The 19,981-nt window shown below is 40.5% G+C and carries 17 protein-coding genes and 1 pseudogene; 15 read left to right on the forward strand and 3 right to left on the reverse strand.

What is annotated here, in order from left to right:
- Positions 1-410: 410 nt before the first annotated feature.
- Positions 411-1,547, reverse strand: coding sequence for a hypothetical protein (locus tag AACV20_RS06250; RefSeq protein WP_170907995.1), 1,137 nt, complete (start codon positions 1,545-1,547; stop codon positions 411-413).
- Between the two features lie 228 nt (positions 1,548-1,775).
- Between AACV20_RS06250 and AACV20_RS06255 the strand changes: the two genes are divergently transcribed.
- From AACV20_RS06255 to AACV20_RS06265, 3 genes are all read left to right on the forward strand, one after another.
- Positions 1,776-2,528: an SDR family oxidoreductase gene (locus AACV20_RS06255; protein WP_094501500.1), complete on the forward strand. Its 753-nt coding sequence runs from the start codon at positions 1,776-1,778 to the stop codon at positions 2,526-2,528.
- Positions 2,529-2,670: 142 nt separating this feature from the next.
- Positions 2,671-3,096, forward strand: a complete 426-nt coding sequence (locus AACV20_RS06260) for a GNAT family N-acetyltransferase (protein ID WP_170907996.1) — start codon at positions 2,671-2,673, stop codon at positions 3,094-3,096.
- Between the two features lie 1,644 nt (positions 3,097-4,740).
- Complete coding sequence (locus AACV20_RS06265) at positions 4,741-4,947, forward strand: DUF1289 domain-containing protein (protein WP_094166358.1); 207 nt, start codon at positions 4,741-4,743, stop codon at positions 4,945-4,947.
- Between the two features lie 119 nt (positions 4,948-5,066).
- Here AACV20_RS06265 and AACV20_RS06270 read toward each other — a convergent pair whose 3' ends face one another.
- Positions 5,067-5,297, reverse strand: a complete 231-nt coding sequence (locus AACV20_RS06270; RefSeq protein ID WP_013868597.1) for a PAS factor family protein — start codon at positions 5,295-5,297, stop codon at positions 5,067-5,069.
- Between the two features lie 2,805 nt (positions 5,298-8,102).
- Here AACV20_RS06270 and AACV20_RS06275 point away from each other — a divergent pair.
- The 9 genes and pseudogenes from AACV20_RS06275 to AACV20_RS06315 all read left to right on the forward strand — a co-directional run bounded on the left by AACV20_RS06275 (position 8,103) and on the right by AACV20_RS06315 (position 17,562).
- Positions 8,103-9,464, forward strand: coding sequence for a DUF6602 domain-containing protein (locus tag AACV20_RS06275; protein ID WP_170907997.1), 1,362 nt, complete (start codon positions 8,103-8,105; stop codon positions 9,462-9,464).
- A 2,257-nt stretch (positions 9,465-11,721) separates the two neighbouring features.
- A complete protein-coding gene (locus tag AACV20_RS06280) occupies positions 11,722-12,291 on the forward strand; it encodes a DUF2726 domain-containing protein (RefSeq protein ID WP_017050105.1) in 570 nt (189 codons plus the stop codon).
- A 135-nt stretch (positions 12,292-12,426) separates the two neighbouring features.
- Positions 12,427-12,906, forward strand: coding sequence for a hypothetical protein (locus AACV20_RS06285; RefSeq protein ID WP_170907998.1), 480 nt, complete (start codon positions 12,427-12,429; stop codon positions 12,904-12,906).
- Positions 12,907-13,051: 145 nt separating this feature from the next.
- On the forward strand, positions 13,052-13,756 hold the full coding sequence (locus tag AACV20_RS06290) for a hypothetical protein (protein ID WP_170907999.1): 705 nt from the start codon (positions 13,052-13,054) through the stop codon (positions 13,754-13,756).
- A 235-nt stretch (positions 13,757-13,991) separates the two neighbouring features.
- Positions 13,992-14,240 carry a DUF3297 family protein gene (locus tag AACV20_RS06295; protein WP_026028286.1) on the forward strand — a complete coding sequence of 83 codons (249 nt, stop codon included), beginning with the start codon at positions 13,992-13,994 and terminating at the stop codon, positions 14,238-14,240.
- Between the two features lie 717 nt (positions 14,241-14,957).
- Positions 14,958-15,503, forward strand: coding sequence for a hypothetical protein (locus AACV20_RS06300; RefSeq protein ID WP_017049528.1), 546 nt, complete (start codon positions 14,958-14,960; stop codon positions 15,501-15,503).
- Between the two features lie 389 nt (positions 15,504-15,892).
- Positions 15,893-15,955 (forward strand): annotated as a pseudogene (locus tag AACV20_RS06305) (DUF645 family protein); the annotation flags it as partial.
- Complete coding sequence (locus AACV20_RS06310) at positions 15,945-16,043, forward strand: Tfp pilus assembly protein (RefSeq protein ID WP_225506335.1); 99 nt, start codon at positions 15,945-15,947, stop codon at positions 16,041-16,043. The pseudogene AACV20_RS06305 and the gene AACV20_RS06310, both read left to right, overlap by 11 nt.
- Positions 16,044-17,298: 1,255 nt before the next feature.
- Positions 17,299-17,562: a hypothetical protein gene (locus AACV20_RS06315; RefSeq protein WP_071179112.1), complete on the forward strand. Its 264-nt coding sequence runs from the start codon at positions 17,299-17,301 to the stop codon at positions 17,560-17,562.
- Positions 17,563-17,780: 218 nt separating this feature from the next.
- Here the strand turns inward: AACV20_RS06315 and AACV20_RS06320 are convergent, their stop codons facing one another.
- Complete coding sequence (locus AACV20_RS06320) at positions 17,781-18,113, reverse strand: PBPRA1643 family SWIM/SEC-C metal-binding motif protein (protein ID WP_069573255.1); 333 nt, start codon at positions 18,111-18,113, stop codon at positions 17,781-17,783.
- Positions 18,114-18,393: 280 nt separating this feature from the next.
- On the opposite strand from AACV20_RS06320, the gene AACV20_RS06325 reads away from it, so the two are divergent.
- From AACV20_RS06325 to AACV20_RS06335, 3 genes are all read left to right on the forward strand, one after another.
- A complete protein-coding gene (locus tag AACV20_RS06325; RefSeq protein ID WP_000843587.1) occupies positions 18,394-18,726 on the forward strand; it encodes a type II toxin-antitoxin system RelE family toxin in 333 nt (110 codons plus the stop codon).
- Positions 18,713-19,027, forward strand: a complete 315-nt coding sequence (locus tag AACV20_RS06330) for a helix-turn-helix domain-containing protein (protein WP_000071008.1) — start codon at positions 18,713-18,715, stop codon at positions 19,025-19,027. The genes AACV20_RS06325 and AACV20_RS06330 overlap by 14 nt, the downstream gene beginning before the upstream one ends.
- A gap of 157 nt (positions 19,028-19,184) precedes the next feature.
- Positions 19,185-19,730 (forward strand): hypothetical protein, encoded by a 546-nt coding sequence (locus AACV20_RS06335; protein ID WP_170908000.1) that lies wholly within the window; start codon positions 19,185-19,187, stop codon positions 19,728-19,730.
- Positions 19,731-19,981 lie beyond the last annotated feature (251 nt).

Raw genomic sequence — 19,981 nt, forward strand, 5'->3', positions numbered from 1 at the left:
AGATTCTGTCTTAATTGACTTTGCTGCTTCACGAGCAAAAGCTTCGAGTGCTTTCTTATCCATATTGTCCATCCTTAGCCTTTAAGGCTTAAGTTTAGACAGTTACACAGAATTCAGGACACTCTCACGTAATTTAGTTTTACAAGCGATCTTTAGACCCGTATCTACAGGCATAATCACGGATGATGCTGCGCCAAACAACATAATCGAGCTAATAAACAAAGCGCGAAAATGACTTATAACAAACAATTTAAGAGGGATTCCCAACGCTTGGCATTTTTGCTTCTACTTCAATTTTAGTGTTTACGGTACAATGCTTTAGGTTGGGTGGTAGCGTTGCTCACCCCTTAATTGGGCGTTAGCCTACATTCAAAGTTTAGCGTGGAAAGGTTATTTCCACGCTTTGTTGCTTAAGGCTGCTTGATTGATTTCGTTAGCTTATGGATATTATTAAAAACTGAGTTTGTGAAGCTATTCTCGACTTTAGTTCTTTCAATATCAATGGTTGTTTTACCTTTATCGATAACAAAATTTCTTTCGCAGTTTGCCAGTGAATTTATAATTGAATTTGTTGCATCATTATTGGTTAGGCTCTGTTGATCTATTGTATGTATTGCCAACATCTTCATTTCAATGTTTGTTATTTCGTTCTGATAGTATTTAATGTTTATCATCATCTCTCTGTATAATCGCAAGTAGAAAAATGCAAAAATTTCCACAAAAATCACTATTGAAAATCGGCTAATTAAACTAAACCAATCAGTGCTAGAAATAGCGTCGTTATTTGTATCTGCTCTAATTGATACAAGTTGTGTAATGTCGTTGACAACATAGAATAAAATGACACCTGCGGTGACGGTTATGAGTGAGCCAAATGTTATATATAAATTAGCTCTTCTGGATAATTGCTCGATTTCAGTGTTAATTCTATTTGTAAAACTGCGTCCCAGCTGGATAGTGTCAAACCTTGAATCTTTAGTTTCTTTCTTAGGTTCATTCTTTGATAATTCTTTTTCTTCCAAGATCTGGGCTTCTAACTGCGTAGTTAAAGACTTTAAAGATGAAAAAAATAGTTTTCTTCTTACTTCAGAGTCGAGGTTAAGTCTGCCCACATTGTAGGGGCTAAACTCATGGCTTGGTGGGAAAATGTTCAACCTTTTTTCTATGTAATCAATAATAGGCAATAGGTCGTATCTTTTTTCACCTTCTTGTTTGTGGTGATCGTACAGCTCAATAGCTTCTCTTATCTCGGCAATTTTTACTAGCTTGTGTTGTGGTTTTGCATAACCGAAATGCTCATCCCTTCCAACGAAATGCAAACTACTAGGCTTTATTTGCAAATACCAATAGACAAAGAACCCGGCAATCATAATGACGATTGACGCTTCCCATATGCTAAATACGCCAACAGGTAGGGTCACGTTGACATAGACGACGTACGAGATTGTAAGGTAAAGCAGTAAGCAAAATGTGGATAGTGCAAGAAACCGCCTTGAACGGCTTTGGTTTTGCATAGCTATGGAAATAGTATCGATTGATGCGCTCATTTATGTGGCTCGTTTAAAGTTTGCCATATGCTATCTTTCTTCCATAGGAAATCAAGTGATCATGATAGGCTAACAAGCAATTTAAGAGGGATTCTCAACGCTTGGCACTTTTGCTTCTACTTCAACTTTAGTGTTTACGGTACAATGCGTTAGGTTGGGTGGTGGCGTTGTTCACCCCTTAATTGGGCGTTATGCATTACATCAAATTCAGCGTTAAAAGGATGAATAATGAGCGTTCAAAAAGTAGTTGTTATTACTGGCGGTAGCCGAGGGATTGGTGCGGCGACAGCAAAGCTTTTTGCTCAAAACGGTTTTTCCGTATGCATAAATTACAAATCTAATGCTGAGGCTGCTAATACTCTCGTTGAAGAAATCAAAGCGTTAGGTGGTCATTGTATTGCGGTTCAAGCTGACGTTTCCAAAGAAGGTGATGTTGTTAAACTGTTTGAAACCGTTGACCAAGAGCTTGGTGTTGTTTCCGTTCTTGTCAACAATGCTGGTATCTTAAAGAAGCAGATGCGCTTAGACGAAATGAGTGCAGAGAGGATTAACTCAATTCTCATAAACAATGTGACAGGTTATTTCTTGTGTTGTCGTGAAGTAGTGAAACGAATGTCAACTCGTCATGGTGGTCTCGGTGGTGTCATAGTTAATGTTTCTTCGGGAGCCGCTCGAACAGGTTCACCGAATGAATACATCGATTATGCAGCGTCAAAGGGTGCAATTGACACGTTAACAAAAGGTCTGTCGTTGGAAGTTGCCGCGGAAGGTATCAGAGTTAACTGTGTTCGCCCAGGATTGATTTATACCGATATGCACGCTGACGGTGGAGAGCCTGACCGTATAGAACGACTCAAAAATAAAATCCCAATGCAACGGGGTGGTTTGCCTGATGAAGTTGCTGAGGCTATTTATTGGTTAGCGTCTGAAAAATCATCATTTTCCACAGGTAACTTTCTAGATTTAGCCGGTGGTTTGTAATGCATAACAAACGCTTCAAGAGGGACAGCCAACGCGCGGCATTTTTACTATGCGTTGGTTTTTGTGGTTACGGTGTTATGCAGTAAGTTGGTAGTGGCGTTGGCTGCCCCTTAAGCGGGCGTTAGGTTTTTAAGGCAAGTTCATGGAAATTATCAGGTTTCAACCTCATCATTATGAAGCTACAGCAAGGATTTACTTGGAATCCAGAGTCACTACTTTTTCTTTCATTGATACAACTGCATATTGTCTGACAGACTTTGCTAAAGATACTGATGGTGAAGAAATTTGGGTTGCTGTAGAGCAGGGCATAGTTGTTGGTTTTATCTCCATTTGGAGTTCTGAAAACTTCATTCATCATCTGTTTGTTAGTCCACAACACCTTAAACGAGGTGTCGGTTTAAAATTATTGAACCATGCAAAAAAAGTAAGCAATAGCTTGAGTCTCAAAAGTCTTGTTAAAAATGCCAATGCTACCGACTTTTACATTTCTCAAGGATTCACAATCCAAGAGACAGTCGAAAAAGGGCATGAAAGTTATCACCTAATGAGCTTCGAGGCACAAACCTAACAAACAATTTAAGAGGGATTCCCAACGCTTGGCATTTTTGGTTCTACTTCACATTAAGTGTTTATGGCACAATGCTTTAAGTTGGGTGGTAGCGTTGCTCACCCCTTAATTGGGCGTTAGGCAAAGTGAGTTTTTATCAGCTAAATCGAGTTGGAATTGAACGGTAAATTCTATGTTTTCTGGCTTAAATTAAGCAATAAATAATCATCACATATTTGTTGTTTCTTGATCGCGTTGAGTTGCTTTTCGTTGTGAGTTTAGCGGCAAAATAACCTTCAGCACCCAAACGTCCGCCGAGCATGCTACGCTCGTCACTTTTCTTCCAAATCGCTCAATTTGAGTTTTTTTGTTTCTTTTCTGATTTGGCATTTTGGTTTATAAATGAATGGGTTAATTTGTTTTAAGTTTACAAAAAAGCTCGTTCTTTGGTTTTGAAAGTCTCGGTGTCAATTGGTTGGCCTAACAAACGGCTCAAGAGGGATTGCCAACGCTTGGCGGCTTTAGTGCAAAATTGAAGTTCAGTGTTTACAGTGTGTTTTTTGAGTTCGGTTATGCGTTGTCAACCCCTTAGCCGGGCGTTATGCAACTCAGGTAAATTTAGAAGTTCAATCTTTTGGGATTTCTCTGGCCATTCGTTTTGTATTGTCGGCAAATGAGCATTTTTACCCTCAGATTCGTGGTTAACTCAAACCGTAAAACAGGCAAGGTTCTTTGTTTGCCTCAATCAGTTTTAGCGTTGGCGTGTTGTGAATCTTGTGGGCGCAAAGTGTGGAAAGGGCAAGTTTATCGAGCATTTTGTACTTGCTGAAAGTCTTGCTTGTTGAGTTTGTCTCATTCAAAAGCTTGGTTTGTTGTTGAAAGGTGAACTTTGTTTTGGCGGCTTATTTATCGCAGTTCTTGCTTGGGTTGATTCTTGAATCACTCAGCCATTGCAATTGTGGTTTTTGGTCGTGTAAAGTCGATTTATCTCATTGAATTTGCATAACAAACGGCTCAAGAGGGATTGCCAACGCGTGGCGGTTTTAGTGCAAAATTGAAGTTCAGTGTTTACGGCGTGTTTTTTAAGTTCGGCGGTGCGTTGTCAACCCCTTAGCCGGGCGTTAGGCAAAGTGAGTTTTTATCAGCTAAATCGGGTTTGAATTGAACGGCGAATTCCATGTTCTCATGGCTGGACTTAAACAATAAATCGTCATCACATATTTGTTGTTTCTTGATCGCGTTGGGTTGCTTAGCGCTGTAAATTCAGCGGCAAAATAACCTTCAGCATCCAAACGTCCGCCGAGCATGCTACGCTCGTCACTTTTCTTCCAAATCGCTCAATTTGAGTTTTTTTGTTTCTTTGCTGATTCAGCATTTTGGTTTATAAATGAATCGGTTAGTTTGTTCCAAGTTTACAAAAAAGCTCGTTCTTTGGTTGTGAAAGTATCGGTGTCAATTGGTTGGCCTAACAAACGGCTCAAGAGGGATTGCCAACGCATGGTGACTTTAGTGCAAAATTGAAGTTCAGTGTTTACGGTGTGTTTTTTGAGTTCGGTGGTGCGTTGTCAACCCCTTAGCCGGGCGTTATGTGCCTAGTGTGCGCCGAATTCTTTACTATGATTGCATTAATAAAGACTACTGCGGAAATGTGATAGGATTTTTATTATGGAAGATAGGAAAATGAGTGAGGTCGAAGATCCCAAGTCACCGTGTATTAGACAGTGCTGTTTAGGTGAAATGGATATTTGTTTGGGATGTTTCAGATCGTTGAATGAAATTATTGATTGGCATTCTTCAACGATTATTGAAAAGAACAAGATTCTTATTGCATGCCGTCAAAGAAGGGAATTGGCTCAAAAATCGAGGTTTTAGCTTTCTCTAAAAGTATTACTGGTGATAATTTTGTCTAAGTTGGCTGAGGATTTGTTAGAAAATGAGCATATAAAAACGGCCCTTGACGTCGTGGGCCGCTGATATTTAGTAATGCAAGGCTAGTGCTCAGGTGTTTCTAGCAGCTTAATGGCACTTTCAACTGCATTATTGATCGCTTGGTCATTTTCAAGTTTTCCTGAACTTGCTGGCCCAAGGGCTCTAGAGTATAGAGCTAATTGTTTGTCCAAAGGCAAGCCCAACTGTTCATACAGATTTTCGCGAATTTTTGCATGTTGTTCAGGATCTTGGTTTGCAAGGCTAATAAGTGTTTCATAAATAAGAGCTTTCATATCATGTCCATTTTATTATAGTTAACTTGGTGCGTATGGATTATAGCTGAGCCCTTAATGTAAATCTTGTGCAACAATCACATAACAAACGGCTCAAGAGGGATTGCCAACGCGTGGCGGCTTTAGTACAAAATTGAAGTTCAGTGTTTACAGTGTGTTTTTTAAGTTCGGCGGTGCGTTGTCAACCCCTTAGCCGGGCGTTAGGCAAAGTGAGTTTTTATCAGCTAAAACGAGTTGGAATTGAACGGTAAATTCCATGTTTTGTGGCTTAACTTAAGCAATAAATCGTCATCACATATTTGTTGTTTCTTGATCGCGTTGGGTTGTTTATCGCTGTGAATTCATCGGTAAAATAACCTTCAGCATCCAAACGTCCGCCGAGCATGCTACGCTCGTCACTTTTCTTCCAAACCGCTCAATTTGAGTTTTTTGTTTCTTTGCTGATTCAGCATTTTGGTTTATAAATGAATCGGTTAGTTTGTTTCAAGTTTACAAAAAAGCTCGTTCTTTGGTTGTGAAAGTGTCGGTGTCAATTGGTTGGCCTAACAAACGGCTCAAGAGGGATTGCCAACGCTTGGCGACTTTAGTGCAAAATTGAAGTTCAGTGTTTACGGTGTGTTTTTTAAGTTCGGCGGTGCGTTGTCAACCCCTTAGCCGGGCGTTAGGCAAGGTGAGCTTTTATCAGCTAAATCGAGTTGGAATTGAACAGTAAATTCCATGTTTTCATGGCTGAATTTAAGTAATAAATAATCATCACATATTTGCTGTTTCTTGATCGCGTTGGGTTGTTTAGCGTTGTGAATTCAGCGGCAAAATAACCTTCAGCATTCAAACGTCCGCCGAGCATGCTACGCTCGTCACTTTTCTTCCAAATCGCTCAATTTGAGTTTTTTTGTTTCTTTGCTGATTCAGCATTTTGGTTTATAAATGAATCGGTTAGTTTGTTTCAAGTTTACAAAAAAGCTCGTTCTTTGGTTGTGAAAGTGTCGGTGTCAATTGGTTGGCCTAACAAACGGCTCAAGAGGGATTGCCAACGCTTGGCGACTTTAGTGCAAAATTGAAGTTCAGTGTTTACGGTGTGTTTTTTGAGTTCGGCGGTGCGTTGTCAACCCCTTAGCCGGGCGTTATGTGTTGGATGAGTTTTTAAGGTTAACTCTACGATTTTATTGAGAATTCGTTCCGTGTTTTCGGCACGGTGGCTTGGTCGAAATGGATTCTTGAACAACCTGAGATTGATCGTTTTTAAGGTTCTTGAGTTGCCTCAATTGAGTTTTGGATCTGGTTTGTGTTGAATTTCGGTGGTTTCAAATCGCTTTAATTGAAATGTCTTTTTGACTGATTTTCTTGCTGATATTCAGCTCTAAAAGTTTGGTGAAGCAAAAGGGTTTGTTGTGGCTGAAAGGGCGCTTTCTTTGTTGTTGATTCTGCAAGTGGCTCTCTTTGGATCAGATCGCTGTGAAATTTAGGGTTTGGTCAGCATCGTTTTTGTACGTAACTTATTCAAATCCCTTCGTTTCTACGGTGATTTACTTTGAATTCATAGTGAAATTCACATAACAAACAATTCAAGTGGATTCTCAACGCGTGGCAGTTTTACTATGCGTTGAGTAAAGTGTTTTACGGTGCAATGCAGCGGCTTGGCCAGTGCGTTGTTCACCACTTAATTGGGCGTTATGCAACTCAGGTAAATTTAGGGGGTCAATCTTTTGAGGTTTCTCCGGCCATTCGTTTTGTGTTGTCGGCAAATGAGCATTTTTACCCTAAAATTCGTGGTTTACTCAAGCCGTAAAACAGGCAAGGTTCTTTGTTTGCCTCAATGAGTTTTGGTGCTTGTTTGTTGTGAATTTAGCGGGCGCAAAGTGTGGAAATGGCAAGTTAATCGATTATTTTGTACTTGCTGAAAGTCTTGCTTGTTGAGTTTGTCTCATTCAAAAGCTTGGTTTGTTGTTGAAAGGTAGGCTTTGTTTTGGCAACTTATTTATCACGACTCCTACTTGGGGTGATTCTTGAATCACTCAACCATTGCAATCGTGGCTTTTGATCGAGCAAAGTCAGTTTATCTTATTGAATTTGCATAACAAACGGCTCAAGAGGGATTGCCAACGCTTGGCGACTTTAGTGCAAAATTGAAGTTCAGTGTTTACAGTGTGTTTTTTGAGTTCGGCGGTGCGTTGTCAACCCCTTAGCCGGGCGTTATGTTTACTTGTATTTCAATGGCTTAAATATCCTTCGAACACTGTTCTTTGTCCCTTTAGCCATTCGTTCGAGCTGCCTCAGCAAATCCGCATTATCGGCCCAAATTTGTGAATTTCTCAACCCGTAAGACATGCCAATGTTCGCGGGTTGCTTCATTGTCAGGTCGTGGCGGTTGGCTTCTTGTTTAACTGGCTCAAAGTCGCTTTTAGGTTCTTAGTCAATTAGCATTTCTGCTTGGCAGTTGTCTCGGCAATTTGCCATTGTTTTGCGCTTTGGTTGGAAAGAAAGGGCGCTTGTTGTGATTTGGTCGGGTTGCCTCATTGGGCAGGGAAGTGGGCTTACGCGTTTGGTGTTTTGTGCATCTGGCGGTCCAGTGATTATGAGCTTGTGATTCACTTCTTGAAAAACGGTCAGCGGTGCAGTTCTTTGCCAAATAAATCAGTCATTTGTGGTAAAACATAACAAACAATTTAAGAGGGATTCCCAACGCTTGGCATTTTTGCTTCTACTTCAAATTTAGTGTTTACGGTACAATGCTTTAGGTTGGGTGGTAGCGTTGCTCACCCCTTAATTGGGCGTTAACCTTCTTAGATAACATTGGGAGTATCGATGAAAGACTGTTATGGACAACATGGTTGGAAACAATTTCACCGAAATAGAAAAAATATACTAGATGAGTTTGATAAAATCTATGAACTGCAAGCTAATCGACCAGTAAAAACAGCTCATGGAGATGGCGTCGAGGCATATTTAAGAAAGTGGCTGAGTGAATTCCTACCTAAAAAATATGCCGTTACATCGGGTTATATAATTCCTAACCTTTATGATGATTCAACAACCTTATATCACTATGACATTATCATATATCAAGCTCTTGAAGCTCCAGTCCTGTGGACTGAAGGCAATTACGACAACAGCCAGCAAGGTAAATATTTAGCGATTCCAGCAAAATACGTAGTTGCTGTATATGAAGTCAAATCAAGGTTGACGAAAAAATCAATTGAAGACTCCATAAATAAACTAAAAGAAGTAAATTCATTTAAAGATCAGCTACCTGCCACTTATCATAGCGGAGTGATTTATATTGACCTTAAAGAATCTGAAGTTAAGAAAACTTACCTTGTAAAGGAATTGTATAAAGGTATAGAAGCACATGGTTTCATTGGTGGAATGGTTCTCAGATATGAGTCAGACGAAACATCTACAGCGATGATTGCATTAAATTCAATTGTTGCACCAGACTTCGAAAATAAGAATTCTCTATTAGCTAAAAAAATAGATGATCTAAATAATATTTATTTGACCGAAGATGGGAAAGCTGTATTGGCTGAGGCCGGTGGCGGTGCTGAATTCATCTACACTGGACAACATTGGGCAATTTCAAAAAGCTATACGGTCACCTATGTAAATGATAATTTTATTATGTCTCTATCATGGTCTAGAAATGGGTTCTCTCAGTTTTGTGTCCGTTTAATAAATTTATTAGATGGGAACTATGACCCTAAAAAGAGTATAGGGTTTGGTCAAATATTCGATAGAATCACTAAAAAAGAAGCTACCTTGCAAGAGCGTATTTTTAAACCCAACATGCCATTCTTAGAACTTAGCATTGAAAAGTATAACGAGAGTGAAATACCTACGGCTATCTATAACGATAGTGAAGCCCAGTTTAAATTCACCGTTTCACTACATAATACGGGTAATTGTCCATTGATAGCATCTGATGATGGATTTAAGTCAGAATTAAACCTTCCTGTTGGAGCCTGTGCCAGGAAAATAGTTTCAGTCAATGCTCGGAGTCGTGAGGGTAAATCTATTGAAGACATTAAACGAAGAGTTGAATCTGGTAATTTAATAATTCCCTACCGTGTGGTGTATCATAAGCAAGAAGAAAATTCAGACTTTATACAAGTTAAGACGAACGTAAAAATCATGCCAAAAAGTGCCGAGAGCGTTAGCGAAGAAGGTTAACAAACGCTTTAAGAGGGACAGCCAACGCGCGGCATTTTTACTATGCGTTGGTTTTTGTGATTACAGTGTTATGCGGAAAGTTGGTAGTAGCGTTGGCTGCCCCTTAAGCGGGCGTTATGCAACTCAGGTAAATTTAGGGGTTCAATCTTTTGGATTTCTCCGGCCATTCGTTTTGTGTTGTCGGCAAATGAGCACTTTTACCTTCAGATTCGTGGTTCACTCAAACCGTAAAACAGGCAAGGTTCTTTGTTTGCCTCAATCAGTTTTAGCGTTGGCGTGTTGTGAATCTTGTGGGCGCAAAGTGTGGAAAGGGCAAGTTTATCGAGCATTTTGTACTTGCTGAAAGTCTTGCTTGTTGAGTTTGTCTCATTCAAAAGCTTGGTTTGTTGTTGAACGGTGGACTTTGTTTTGGCGGCTTATTTATCTCGGCTCATGCTTGGGTTGGTTCTTGAATCACTCAACCATTGCAATTGTGGCTTTTAGTCGTGTAAAGTCAGTTTATCTCATTGAATTTGCATAACAAACGGCTCAAGAGGGATTGCCAACGCATGGCGACTTTGGTGCAAAATTGAAGTTCAGTGTTTACAGTGGTTTTTTGAGTTCGGCGGTGCGTTGTCAACCCCTTAGCCGGGCGTTATGCAACTCAGGTAAAATTAGGGGTTCAATCTTGTGGGATTTCTCCGGCCATTCGTTTTGTGTTGTCGGCAAATGAGCATTTTTACCCTAAAATTCGTGGTTTACTCAAGCCGTAAAACAGGCAAGGTTCTTTGTTTGCCTCAATCAGTTTTAGCGTTGGCGCGTTGTAAATTCAGTGGGAACAAAGTGTGGAAAGGGCAAGTTTATCGGGCATTTTGTACTTGCTGAAGTTTTCGCTCGTTGAGTTTTCCTGACACAAAAGCTTGGTTTGGTGCTGAAAGGTGGACTTTGTTTTGGCTGCTCATTTATCACAGTTCTTGCTTGGGTTGATTCTTGAATCACTCAACCATTGCAATTGTGGCTTTTGGTCGTGTAAATTCAGTTTATCTCATTGAATTTGCATAACAAACGGCTCAAGAGGGATTGCCAACGCTTGGCGACTTTAGTGAAAAATTGAAGTTCAGTGATTACGGTGTATTTTTAAGTTCGGCGGTGCGTTGTCAACCCCTTAGCCGGGCGTTAGCTGAGGTTAAAAAAAATCATAAAATTAAGCGTTTATTTTTCTTAGTCTGAGGCTCTAGCTTTACACCTGAAAGTCAGCACTTTTCCAAGTATCTCGCCAGTGGCACTGTTCGTGAAGTGTTTGAACTAACCGAAGCCTTCTTACGGGAAGTGATGTGTTTGTTTATTTCTTTGGTGTGGCTTCTTTGGTTTTGAAGCTCTTACGCGCTTAAATGGATTTCGCGCACTTGGTCGTTGGCTTCTTCGAAAGAATTCTTTGTAAATTGAAGTCTTAGAAGCTCGTCAGTTTTCCTGTTATTTCTTTTTTGCCAAGTACGTTTCGTGGGTTAGGTTTTAGTTTCTCAGTTGTCCGTTTTACTTTGTCGCTTGAAAACAATAATGTGTTTTAAATTAGGCCGTTGGGTAGTCAATCTCCGGTTAAAGTGCAGCAGCTAACAAACGGCTCAAGAGGGATTGCCAACGCTTGGCGGCTTTGGTGCAAAATTGAAGTTCAGCGTTTACAGTGTGTTTTTTGAGTTCGGCTATGCGTTGTCAACCCCTTAGCCGGGCGTTATGCAACTCAGGTAAATTTAGGGGTCCAATCTTTTGGGATTTCTCCGGCCATTCGTTTTGTGTTGTCGGCAAATGAGCTTTTTTACTCTCAGATTCGTGGTTCACTCAAACCGTAAAACAGGCAAAGTTCTTTGTTTGCCTCAATCAGTTTTAGCGTTGGCGCGTTGTAAATTAAGTGGGCGCAAAGTGTGGAAAGGGCAAGTTATTCGATCATTTCGCATTTGCTGAAAGTCTTGCTTGTTGAGTTTGTCTGATTCAAAAGCTTGGTTTGTTGTTGAAAGGTGGACTTTGTTTTGGCGGCTTATTTATCACGGCTCTGGTTTGGGTTGGTTCTTGAATCACTCAACCATTGCAATGGTGGCTTTTGATCGAGTAAAGTCAGTTTATCTTATTGAATTTGCATAACAAACGGCTCAAGTGGGATTGTCAACGCGTGGCGACTCTAGTGCAAAATTGAAGTTCAGAGTTTACAGTGTGTTTTTTGAATCCGGCGGTGCGTTGCCAACCCCTTAGCCGGGCGTTATACAAAAAGGAGAAATAGGCGCAGATGTTTGAAATAATTATCATCGTAGCGTTTGGCTACATTGTATGGAAACTTAAAGGAAATAATACGCCGAAGCCAGCTTCATGGGATTCGCCAAATCAAACTGCGAGCAAGCGTAAAGCTAAATTTGAATTAACTGACGTACCTATTCCATCTAATGTAAAAATTGAGCATAAAAAGCAAAGCCATTTAGCAACTGAAAATGAACGGAAACTCTATTTTGCATTACAAAAAGCTCTTCCTTCGGAGTATGTAATTCATAGCCAAGTATCACTAATGGCTTTGGTTAAACCTGTTAATTTTAAGCATAATTCTCGAACGTGGGCAAAGCGAATGGACTTTGTCATAACGGATAAGACCACAAAAATTCTAGCAGTTATCGAACTCGATGATTCTACGCATAATTGGAAAAAAAGGCAGGAACGCGATCAGTATGTAAATGAAGTCCTAGATGGACATCATCCATTGGTGCGCTTTAATACAAAGCATTTCTATGAACCGTCTGAAATCGCAAAAGTTTTGTCGCGAGAAACTGAAATTAAGTGTAATAAGTTCGAAGCTAATTTTGTATAACAAACGGCTCAAGAGGGATTGCCAACGCGTGGCGGCTTTAGTGCAAAGTTGAAGTTCAGTGTTTACAGTGTGTTTTTTTAAGTTCGGTGGCGCGTTGTCAACCCCTTAGCCGGGCGTTAGTTTAAAGGAGTCACAATGAGCACGAATGGAAGACAGTTTGAGGCTTTTGAACGTTTTATATCTCTTCTTCCTCATGGGAAAGAGCGTGAGCTTGTAATATTGAAGGGACACTTGTTGATAGAAGAACAAGTGAGGCTAGTTATCGATAGTAAGCTACCAAACCCGAAGATGTTAAAGGCAGCACGACTCACATGCGATCAAGCAATTTGCTTAGCCCAGTCACTTGTCCCTGAAGATGCGGATAAAAATTGTTGGAACGCCGCTAGAAAACTAAACAATATTAGAAATAACATTGCCCATAAAGTTGAGCATAAGGGGCTTACCCACCAGGTTGAAGCCTTTATTAAAATGGTTCCTATCGACTGGGGTAACGCCGACAGAGATACCGCGTTTGAGCTGGCTTTGTGGGGTTTGTTTGCAAAAATATCGTCATACGTCGAGGGTGAGTTCTCAGATGCAATGAAAGCACTAATTCCTGACGCGGAAACAATTTAAACTAACAAACGCTTTAAGACGGATTCGCAACGCTCGGCGGTTTTGGTTTGATTTGGCTTATGTGTTTACGGTGCAATAATTGAGTGTTGTGGTAGCGTTGCTCACCACTTAAGCGGGCGTTAGCAGTACACGGTGGTAAATAAGTATGGAACATGACAAATCGAGATGTTTTTTCTACGAGCCTGAAAATTCGATTCGCCGTGAGTCGATGTTAATGAACAAATTATTGTTTGATCTACAGTTAGCTTATGCGATGCAGGGGTATTACCTTAAAGCCTACCGCACTGATGTCGATGATAATGGCTATGACTTAGTTCTTGATTCTGAGGATATAAGTAGAAAGGTTCAGGTTAAATCAACAATGGTTGATTCCTCCACTAAGTCTTGGGATATAGCGAAGGGTGTTTTACGCCCCGAGCTTCACCAAATGCGTAAGCACTCTATGTGGTCTAATTTGACTGCTGGTATTGGTGGGGGAGTAATTTTGCAAGAAGTCACATTGAACCAAGATGACATTGATGTAAATTATTACTATACCGACTTGGTTATTCTTTCGCTCTACTGCTTTGAGATTATCGGGAACAAAGTGAACTATAAAAGTGCCCGTAGGGTTATAGGAGATCTCCATCATGAACATTTCCATGACAAGGTAAAACTGTCAAAAAGCTGCTTTCTCAAACTTAAATCACCGTCTACCTTACTAGAGCTAATGGGGTTTACTCAAAGTAGGATGTACGGAGATATTATTTACAAATTGCAGTGTATTAATAATCCAAAATATCGTTCAGCGCCACACGAGTACTATCGAGACAAAATCGTACAGCTGATAAATTCAGTAAAGTACTGCTAACAAAGCATTTAAGACGGATTCCCAACGCTCGGCATTTTCGGTTTGCTTCGGCTTAAGTGTTTACGGCACAATACTTTAAGTTCAGTGGTCTGCGTTGCTCACCACTTAATGCGGCGTTATATGTCATCTAGTTCTGCGTTCTATACCGCATATGAAATAGCATCTTTACTATGTTGAGCGGTCGGCTTGTATTGTCTACAATAGCGCACTTTTTTACATATTTTAGGTTATGAATATGAACGACACTACAGCTAAACCCGCTTTGCCGGATCACCTTGCTGGTAATCCTCGCAGCCCACACTATGTAGCGGAGTGCTTTGAACATCACATTGGCATTCGTCTAAATGGCAAAGAGCGTACTGATGTTGAAGAATACTGCATTAGTGAAGGGTGGGTGAAAATTCCGTCACCAAAAGCTAAAGATCGTTTTGGCCAGCCGATGCTGATTAAGTTAAAAGGTGAAGTTGAAGCTTTTTATAAATAAGCTGCATTTTATACCGTCCGCATGCAATGTGTTGATAACTATGTAATTCAATGCATTGCATTCAAGATCTAGCTAGGTTTCTCATCCAAACATATAACAAACGGCTCAAGAGGGATTGCCAACGCGTGGCAGTTTTAGTGCAAAATTGAAGTTCAGTGTTTACGGTGTGTTTTTTGAGTTAGGTGGTGCGTTGTCAACCCCTTAGCCGGGCGTTAGGCAAAGTGAGTTTTTATCAGCTAAATCGGGTTTGAATTGAACGGCGAATTCCATGTTCTCATGGCTGGACTTAAGCAATAAATCGTCATCACATATTTGTTGTTTCTTGATCGTGTTGGGTTGCTTTTCGTTGTGAATTTAGCGGCAAAATAACCTTCAGCATCCAAACGTCCGCCGAGCATGCTACGCTCGCCACTTTTCTTCCAAATCGCTCAATTTGAATTTTTTTGTTTCTTTGCTGATTTAGCATTTTGGTTTATAAATGAATCGGTTAGTTTGTTTCAAGTTTACAAAAAAACTCGTTCTTTGGTTGTGAAAGTGTCGGTGTCAATCGGTTGGCCTAACAAACGGCTTAAGAGGGATTGCCAACGCGTGGCGACTTTAGTACAAAATTGCAGTTCAGTGTTTACGGTGTGTTTTTTGAGTTCGGTGGTGCGTTGTCAACCCCTTAGCCGGGCGTTATATTCCACAAGCTGATCGGTGAACTTTTAAGGACAAAGGATGAAATATATTGAAATCCCCAAGTATCTTCATGAGGTCTTTGGTGAAAAGCAATCTTTAATTGAAATTACTTGTACGGCAATATTTGCCTTATTTGGTAGCTTTCTAATTTATTTCCAGTTTTATCGTCCTATAGCCCATGAAAATGGTTGGTTGACAGTGTTAGGTTTCATTCTAATTGCTGATGTGCTGGCTGGATGCATTGCAAATTTTAGCCGAGGCACAAATAAGTTTTATGCAGAAAGGAGCAAGGGACGCTTTCTTTTTATTGCTATACATATTCATATCTTAGCGATAGCGTGGCTTCTTTCTGCACCCTTCGAGTATGCGTTTCTAATCTGGGCCTACACAATAATATCTGCCTTAGTGGTAAATGCTTTAAAGGACAATCGTATCCAACTGTTCATTTCTGCAAATCTAATGTGTAGTGGTTTGTTATTACTTATGTTTTTACCGTTACCCACTTGGTTCTTAATCACCAGCACGTTCTTTTTGATTAAAGTCATGTTTAGTTTCGCCGTGGATCATTATGGCAATCAGGGTTAGATATATAGCCTATCATGGTTAAGTGAATCGAATATAACAAACGGCTCAAGAGGGATTGCCAACGCGTGGCGGCTTTAGTGTAAAATTGAAATTCAGTGTTTACAGTGTGTTTTTTAAGTTCGGCGGTGCGTTGTCAACCCCTTAGCCGGGCGTTAGCTTCTTTGAAGCAAGAATCACCAAAATATTGAGTTCAATGTTCTTGAAAAAATCAGCTTCATGTGTTGAAAGTTTACGAGTCAACTTTTGTGTTTTAATCGGATATTTACGTGGTAGAAGCGTTGAAAATTCAGCAGTTTCAAAGCTTTGGAAAGCCAACAAATCTCGATACTTCAAGATCGTTGGATGTCCCACACGGAAAGTTTGGTTTCACAAAAAGCTGTATCATCGCTGTGATCTTGCTTTCTTTGTCGCGGACTCTTAACCGTGGCCAACTTAGTCTAGATCGTCTTAAGTTTTGGCAGCCAACTTCACAGCTTTTGGCGTTGGACGTGTGTTTGTGTGATGCTTCTGCGTAAAATGGCTTTCAAGGAAATGTGTTAAAAAGTCATTGTTAAACAATCGGCTACGAAGCTAACAAACGCCTCAAGAGGGACTGTCAACGCGTGGCGTTTCCAGTCCCAATGAGCCGCGGTGGTTACGGCTGTTGTGTTTGAGTTTAGTGTTATGCGTTGCCAGCCCCTTAGGCGGGCGTTAGCTGAGGTTAAGAAAAATCATCAAATTACGTGTTTATTTTTCTTAGTCTGAGGCTCTAGCTTTACACCTGAAAGTCAGCACTTTTCCGCGTATCTCGCCAGTGGCACTGCTCGTGAAGTGGTTGAACTAACCGAAGTCTTCTTACGGGAAGTATTGTGTTTGTTTATTTCTTTGGTGCGGCTTCTTTGGTTTTGAAGCTCTTTTGCACTAAATGGATTTCACGCACTTGGTTGTTGGCTTCTTTGAAAGGATTCTTTGTAAATTGAAGTCTTAGAAGCTCGCCAGTTTTCCTGTTATTTCTTCTTTGCCAAGTGCGTTTCATGGATTAGGTTTTAGTTTCTCAGTTGTCCGTTTTACTTTGTCGCTTGAAAGCAATAATGTGTTTTAAATTAGGCCGTTGGGGAGCAAATCTCCGGCTAAAGTGCAGCAGCTAACAAACGGCTCAAGAGGGATTGCCAACGCGTGGCGGCTTTAGTACAAAATTACAGTTCAGTGTTTACAGTGTGTTTTTTGAGTTCGGCGGTGCGTTGTCAACCCCTTAGCCGGGCGTTAGGCAAGGTGAGTTTTTATCAGCTAAGTCGAGTTGAAATTGAGCAGTAAATTCCATGTTTTGTGGCTTAACTTAAGTAATGAATAATCATCACATATTTGCTGTTTCTTGATCGCGTTGGGTTGTTTAGCGCTGTGAGTTTAGCGGCAAAATAACCTTCAGCATCCAAACGTCCGCCGAGCATGCTACGCTCGTCACTTTTCTTCCAAATCGCTCAATTTGAGTTTTTTGTTTCTTTGCTGATTTGGTGTTTTGGTTTGTAAATGAATAGGTTAGTTTGTTTTGGTTTGCAAAGAAGCCTTGTTCTTTAGTTTTGAAAGTGCAGGTGTCAATTGGTTGGCCTAACAAACGGCTCAAGAGGGATTGCCAACGCGTGGCGGCTTTGGTGCAAAATTGAAGTTCAGCTTTTACAGTGTGTTTTTTGAGTTCGGCGGTGCGTTGTCAACCCCTTAGCCGGGCGTTATAAGCTCTTAATTCTGTTAATTAAGTCAACTTATGCGTAATTGATAATCTGTAACATCTCATAAGTTTAACTTGCTTATATGGATGCTTATGAAATCTTCATCTCGTAGTAAAAAAATTGCTATAGCTTCAAGTTTTTTCTTTGTCTTAGGATTGATATCTTTAAATTTTGAAGGTCTTGGTTTGTTGCCAATTTTTATTGTTGTTGTTTCCTTTTTTATGGCAGTGGTTCACGGAGTTCTTCATTTTAGTGGACGAAAAAATGGAGATGTATTCGAAACATATCAAGAAGCAGCAAAAACTAAGGCATCTGCATTAGAAGTTGGTTTGAATAGCAAAGTAGAAAAACGCTAGCACGCTTATAACAAACGCTTCAAGAGGGACAGCCAACGCGTGGCATTTTTACTATGCGTTGGTTTTTGTGGTTACGGTGCTATGCGGAAACTTGGTAGTAGCGTTGGCTGCCCCTTAAGCGGGCGTTATACCGTTTTGACTTACGCGCAGAATATCGTATAGGTTCTAGTTTATAAAAAAACCGTCAGAAGACGGCTTTGGACGTAATTATCGAGGGTTTAAGCACAGCACTTTTTGTACTTTTTTCCGCTTCCACAAATGCACGGTTCATTACGGTTTGGTGTTTTGTCATAGGTAATAGTTTTAGGTTTGTTTAATAGCGTATCAAGCTCAACAGTGTTCTCTGGTTGCTTTGAGTCAATGACAATATCAGCCACTATTGAGTGCTCAGAAAGTAATATTTCTATCTCTGCTTTACGAGCCTCGGTTGGGACGACAACATTGATTGGAGCCTCGTCAGTGCCTGCTTTTACATCACGGTTTACGTTGTAGCCTGAAATGACGTGGTTTTGTCTAGCATCGATTCGACCTTTGAAAAATAGTTTGGACATTTGCAACTCACTGATGGATTGTTGTGGTGTAATTTGGCCGCGATTATACGGCACTATGGCAATTGATAAAGAAGTTCCTACAATGTGCATCGGATCACGGTATAACAAACGGCTCAAGAGGGATTGCCAACGCTTGGCGACTTTAGTGCAAAATTGAAGTTCAGTGTTTACGGTGTGTTTTTTAAGTTTGGCGGTGCGTTGTCAACCCCTTAGCCGCGCGTTATAGCTCTTATCTGAACTAGTTCTTGCTATCTGTACGCTTGGTGCGTACACTTCCTGTATGAAAAGTGTATTTGTCGAATCAACAATTTTTGAAAAGTACCGAGATGAGTATCTCAGTGATGAGGAGTATAGGCTCTTTCAAGCAGAGCTAATGCTAAATCCCAAGCTGGGTGATGTGATTCAAGGTACTGGCGGTTTGCGAAAAATTCGAGTTGCGAGTAAAGGTAAGGGAAAGCGTGGTGGTTCACGGATTATCTATTACTTTCTCGATGAAAAGAGGCGTTTCTATTTGCTAACCATTTACGGCAAAAATGAAATGTCCGATTTGAATGCAAATCAAAGGAAACAACTAATGGCTTTTATGGAGGCGTGGCGCAATGAGCAATCGTGATTTATTTGCAGAGTTAAGCTCAGCTCTTGTTGAGGCTAAACAGCATTCAGAAGGTAAGCTTACGCTGAAAACACATCATGTGAATGACGTGGGAGAGTTGAACATCTCACCGGATGAAATCGTGAGTATTCGCGAGCAGTTTAATATGTCCCGCGGAGTTTTCGCGCGGTTACTTCATACGTCTTCACGCACATTAGAAAACTGGGAACAAGGTCGTAGCGTGCCAAATGGTCAAGCGGTCACTCTTTTAAAGTTAGTACAGCGTCATCCAGAAACGTTGTCACACATAGCCGAGCTATAACAAACGCTTCAAGAGGGACAGCCAACGCATGGCATTTTTACTATGCGTTGGTTTTCGTGTTTACTGTGTTATGCGGAGAGTCAGTAGTGGCGTTGGCTGCCCCTTAAGCGGGCGTTATATTCCACAAGCTGATCGGTGAACTTTTTAAGGACAAAGGATGAAATATATTGAAATTCCCAAGTATCTTCATGAGGTCTTTGGTGAAAAGCAATCTTTAATTGAAATTACTTGTACGGCAATATTTGCCTTATTTGGTAGTTTTCTAATTTATTTTCAGTTTTATCGTCCTATAGCCCATGAAAATGGTTGGTTGACAGCGTTAGGTTTCATTCTAATTGCTGATGTGTTGGCTGGATGTATTGCAAATTTTAGCCGAGGCACAAATAAGTTTTACGCAGAAAGGAGCAAGGGACGCTTTCTTTTTATTGCTATACATATTCATATCTTAGCGATAGCGTGGCTTCTTTCTGCACCCTTCGAGTATGCGTTTCTAATCTGGGCCTACACAATAATATCTGCCTTAGTGGTAAATGCTTTAAAGGACAATCGTATCCAACTGTTCATTTCTGCAAATCTAATGTGTAGTGGTTTGTTATTACTTATGTTTTTACCGTTACCCACTTGGTTCTTAATCACCAGCACGTTCTTTTTGATTAAAGTCATGTTTAGTTTCGCCGTGGATCATTATGGCAATCAGGATTAGATATGTAGCCTATCATGGTTAAGTGAATCGAATATAACAAACGGCTCAAGAGGGATTGCCAACGCGTGGCGGCTTTAGTGCAAAATTGAAGTTCAGCGTTTACAGGGTGTTTTTTGAGTTCGGTGGTGCGTTGTCAACCCCTTAGCCGGGCGTTATAACGCAGGAGAGTTATGAGTACACAAGATCTATCGAAAATGGGTGCAGCTCGAGTTACTATGGAAGCGTTTGATGGCTCTCTTTGTATTCGTAAG

Origin of the sequence: Vibrio sp. B4-6, from assembly GCF_963888245.1 — a bacterium.
GTDB lineage: Bacteria > Pseudomonadota > Gammaproteobacteria > Enterobacterales > Vibrionaceae > Vibrio > Vibrio anguillarum.

Excerpts from the sequence above, each read along its gene's own strand:
- AACV20_RS06320 (WP_069573255.1), bottom strand. The coding sequence starts at position 18,113 with ATGTCCAAACTATTTTTCAAAGGTCGAATCGATGCTAGACAAAACCAC.
- AACV20_RS06280 (WP_017050105.1), top strand. The coding sequence starts at position 11,722 with ATGTTTGAAATAATTATCATCGTAGCGTTTGGCTACATTGTATGGAAA.
- AACV20_RS06325 (WP_000843587.1), top strand. The coding sequence starts at position 18,394 with ATGAAAAGTGTATTTGTCGAATCAACAATTTTTGAAAAGTACCGAGAT.
- AACV20_RS06315 (WP_071179112.1), top strand. The coding sequence starts at position 17,299 with ATGAAATCTTCATCTCGTAGTAAAAAAATTGCTATAGCTTCAAGTTTT.
- AACV20_RS06275 (WP_170907997.1), top strand. The coding sequence starts at position 8,103 with ATGAAAGACTGTTATGGACAACATGGTTGGAAACAATTTCACCGAAAT.
- AACV20_RS06295 (WP_026028286.1), top strand. The coding sequence starts at position 13,992 with ATGAACGACACTACAGCTAAACCCGCTTTGCCGGATCACCTTGCTGGT.
- AACV20_RS06290 (WP_170907999.1), top strand. The coding sequence starts at position 13,052 with ATGGAACATGACAAATCGAGATGTTTTTTCTACGAGCCTGAAAATTCG.
- AACV20_RS06300 (WP_017049528.1), top strand. The coding sequence starts at position 14,958 with ATGAAATATATTGAAATCCCCAAGTATCTTCATGAGGTCTTTGGTGAA.
- AACV20_RS06330 (WP_000071008.1), top strand. The coding sequence starts at position 18,713 with ATGAGCAATCGTGATTTATTTGCAGAGTTAAGCTCAGCTCTTGTTGAG.
- AACV20_RS06285 (WP_170907998.1), top strand. The coding sequence starts at position 12,427 with ATGAGCACGAATGGAAGACAGTTTGAGGCTTTTGAACGTTTTATATCT.
- AACV20_RS06265 (WP_094166358.1), top strand. The coding sequence starts at position 4,741 with ATGGAAGATAGGAAAATGAGTGAGGTCGAAGATCCCAAGTCACCGTGT.
- AACV20_RS06270 (WP_013868597.1), bottom strand. The coding sequence starts at position 5,297 with ATGAAAGCTCTTATTTATGAAACACTTATTAGCCTTGCAAACCAAGAT.
- AACV20_RS06260 (WP_170907996.1), top strand. The coding sequence starts at position 2,671 with ATGGAAATTATCAGGTTTCAACCTCATCATTATGAAGCTACAGCAAGG.
- AACV20_RS06250 (WP_170907995.1), bottom strand. The coding sequence starts at position 1,547 with ATGAGCGCATCAATCGATACTATTTCCATAGCTATGCAAAACCAAAGC.
- AACV20_RS06335 (WP_170908000.1), top strand. The coding sequence starts at position 19,185 with ATGAAATATATTGAAATTCCCAAGTATCTTCATGAGGTCTTTGGTGAA.
- AACV20_RS06255 (WP_094501500.1), top strand. The coding sequence starts at position 1,776 with ATGAGCGTTCAAAAAGTAGTTGTTATTACTGGCGGTAGCCGAGGGATT.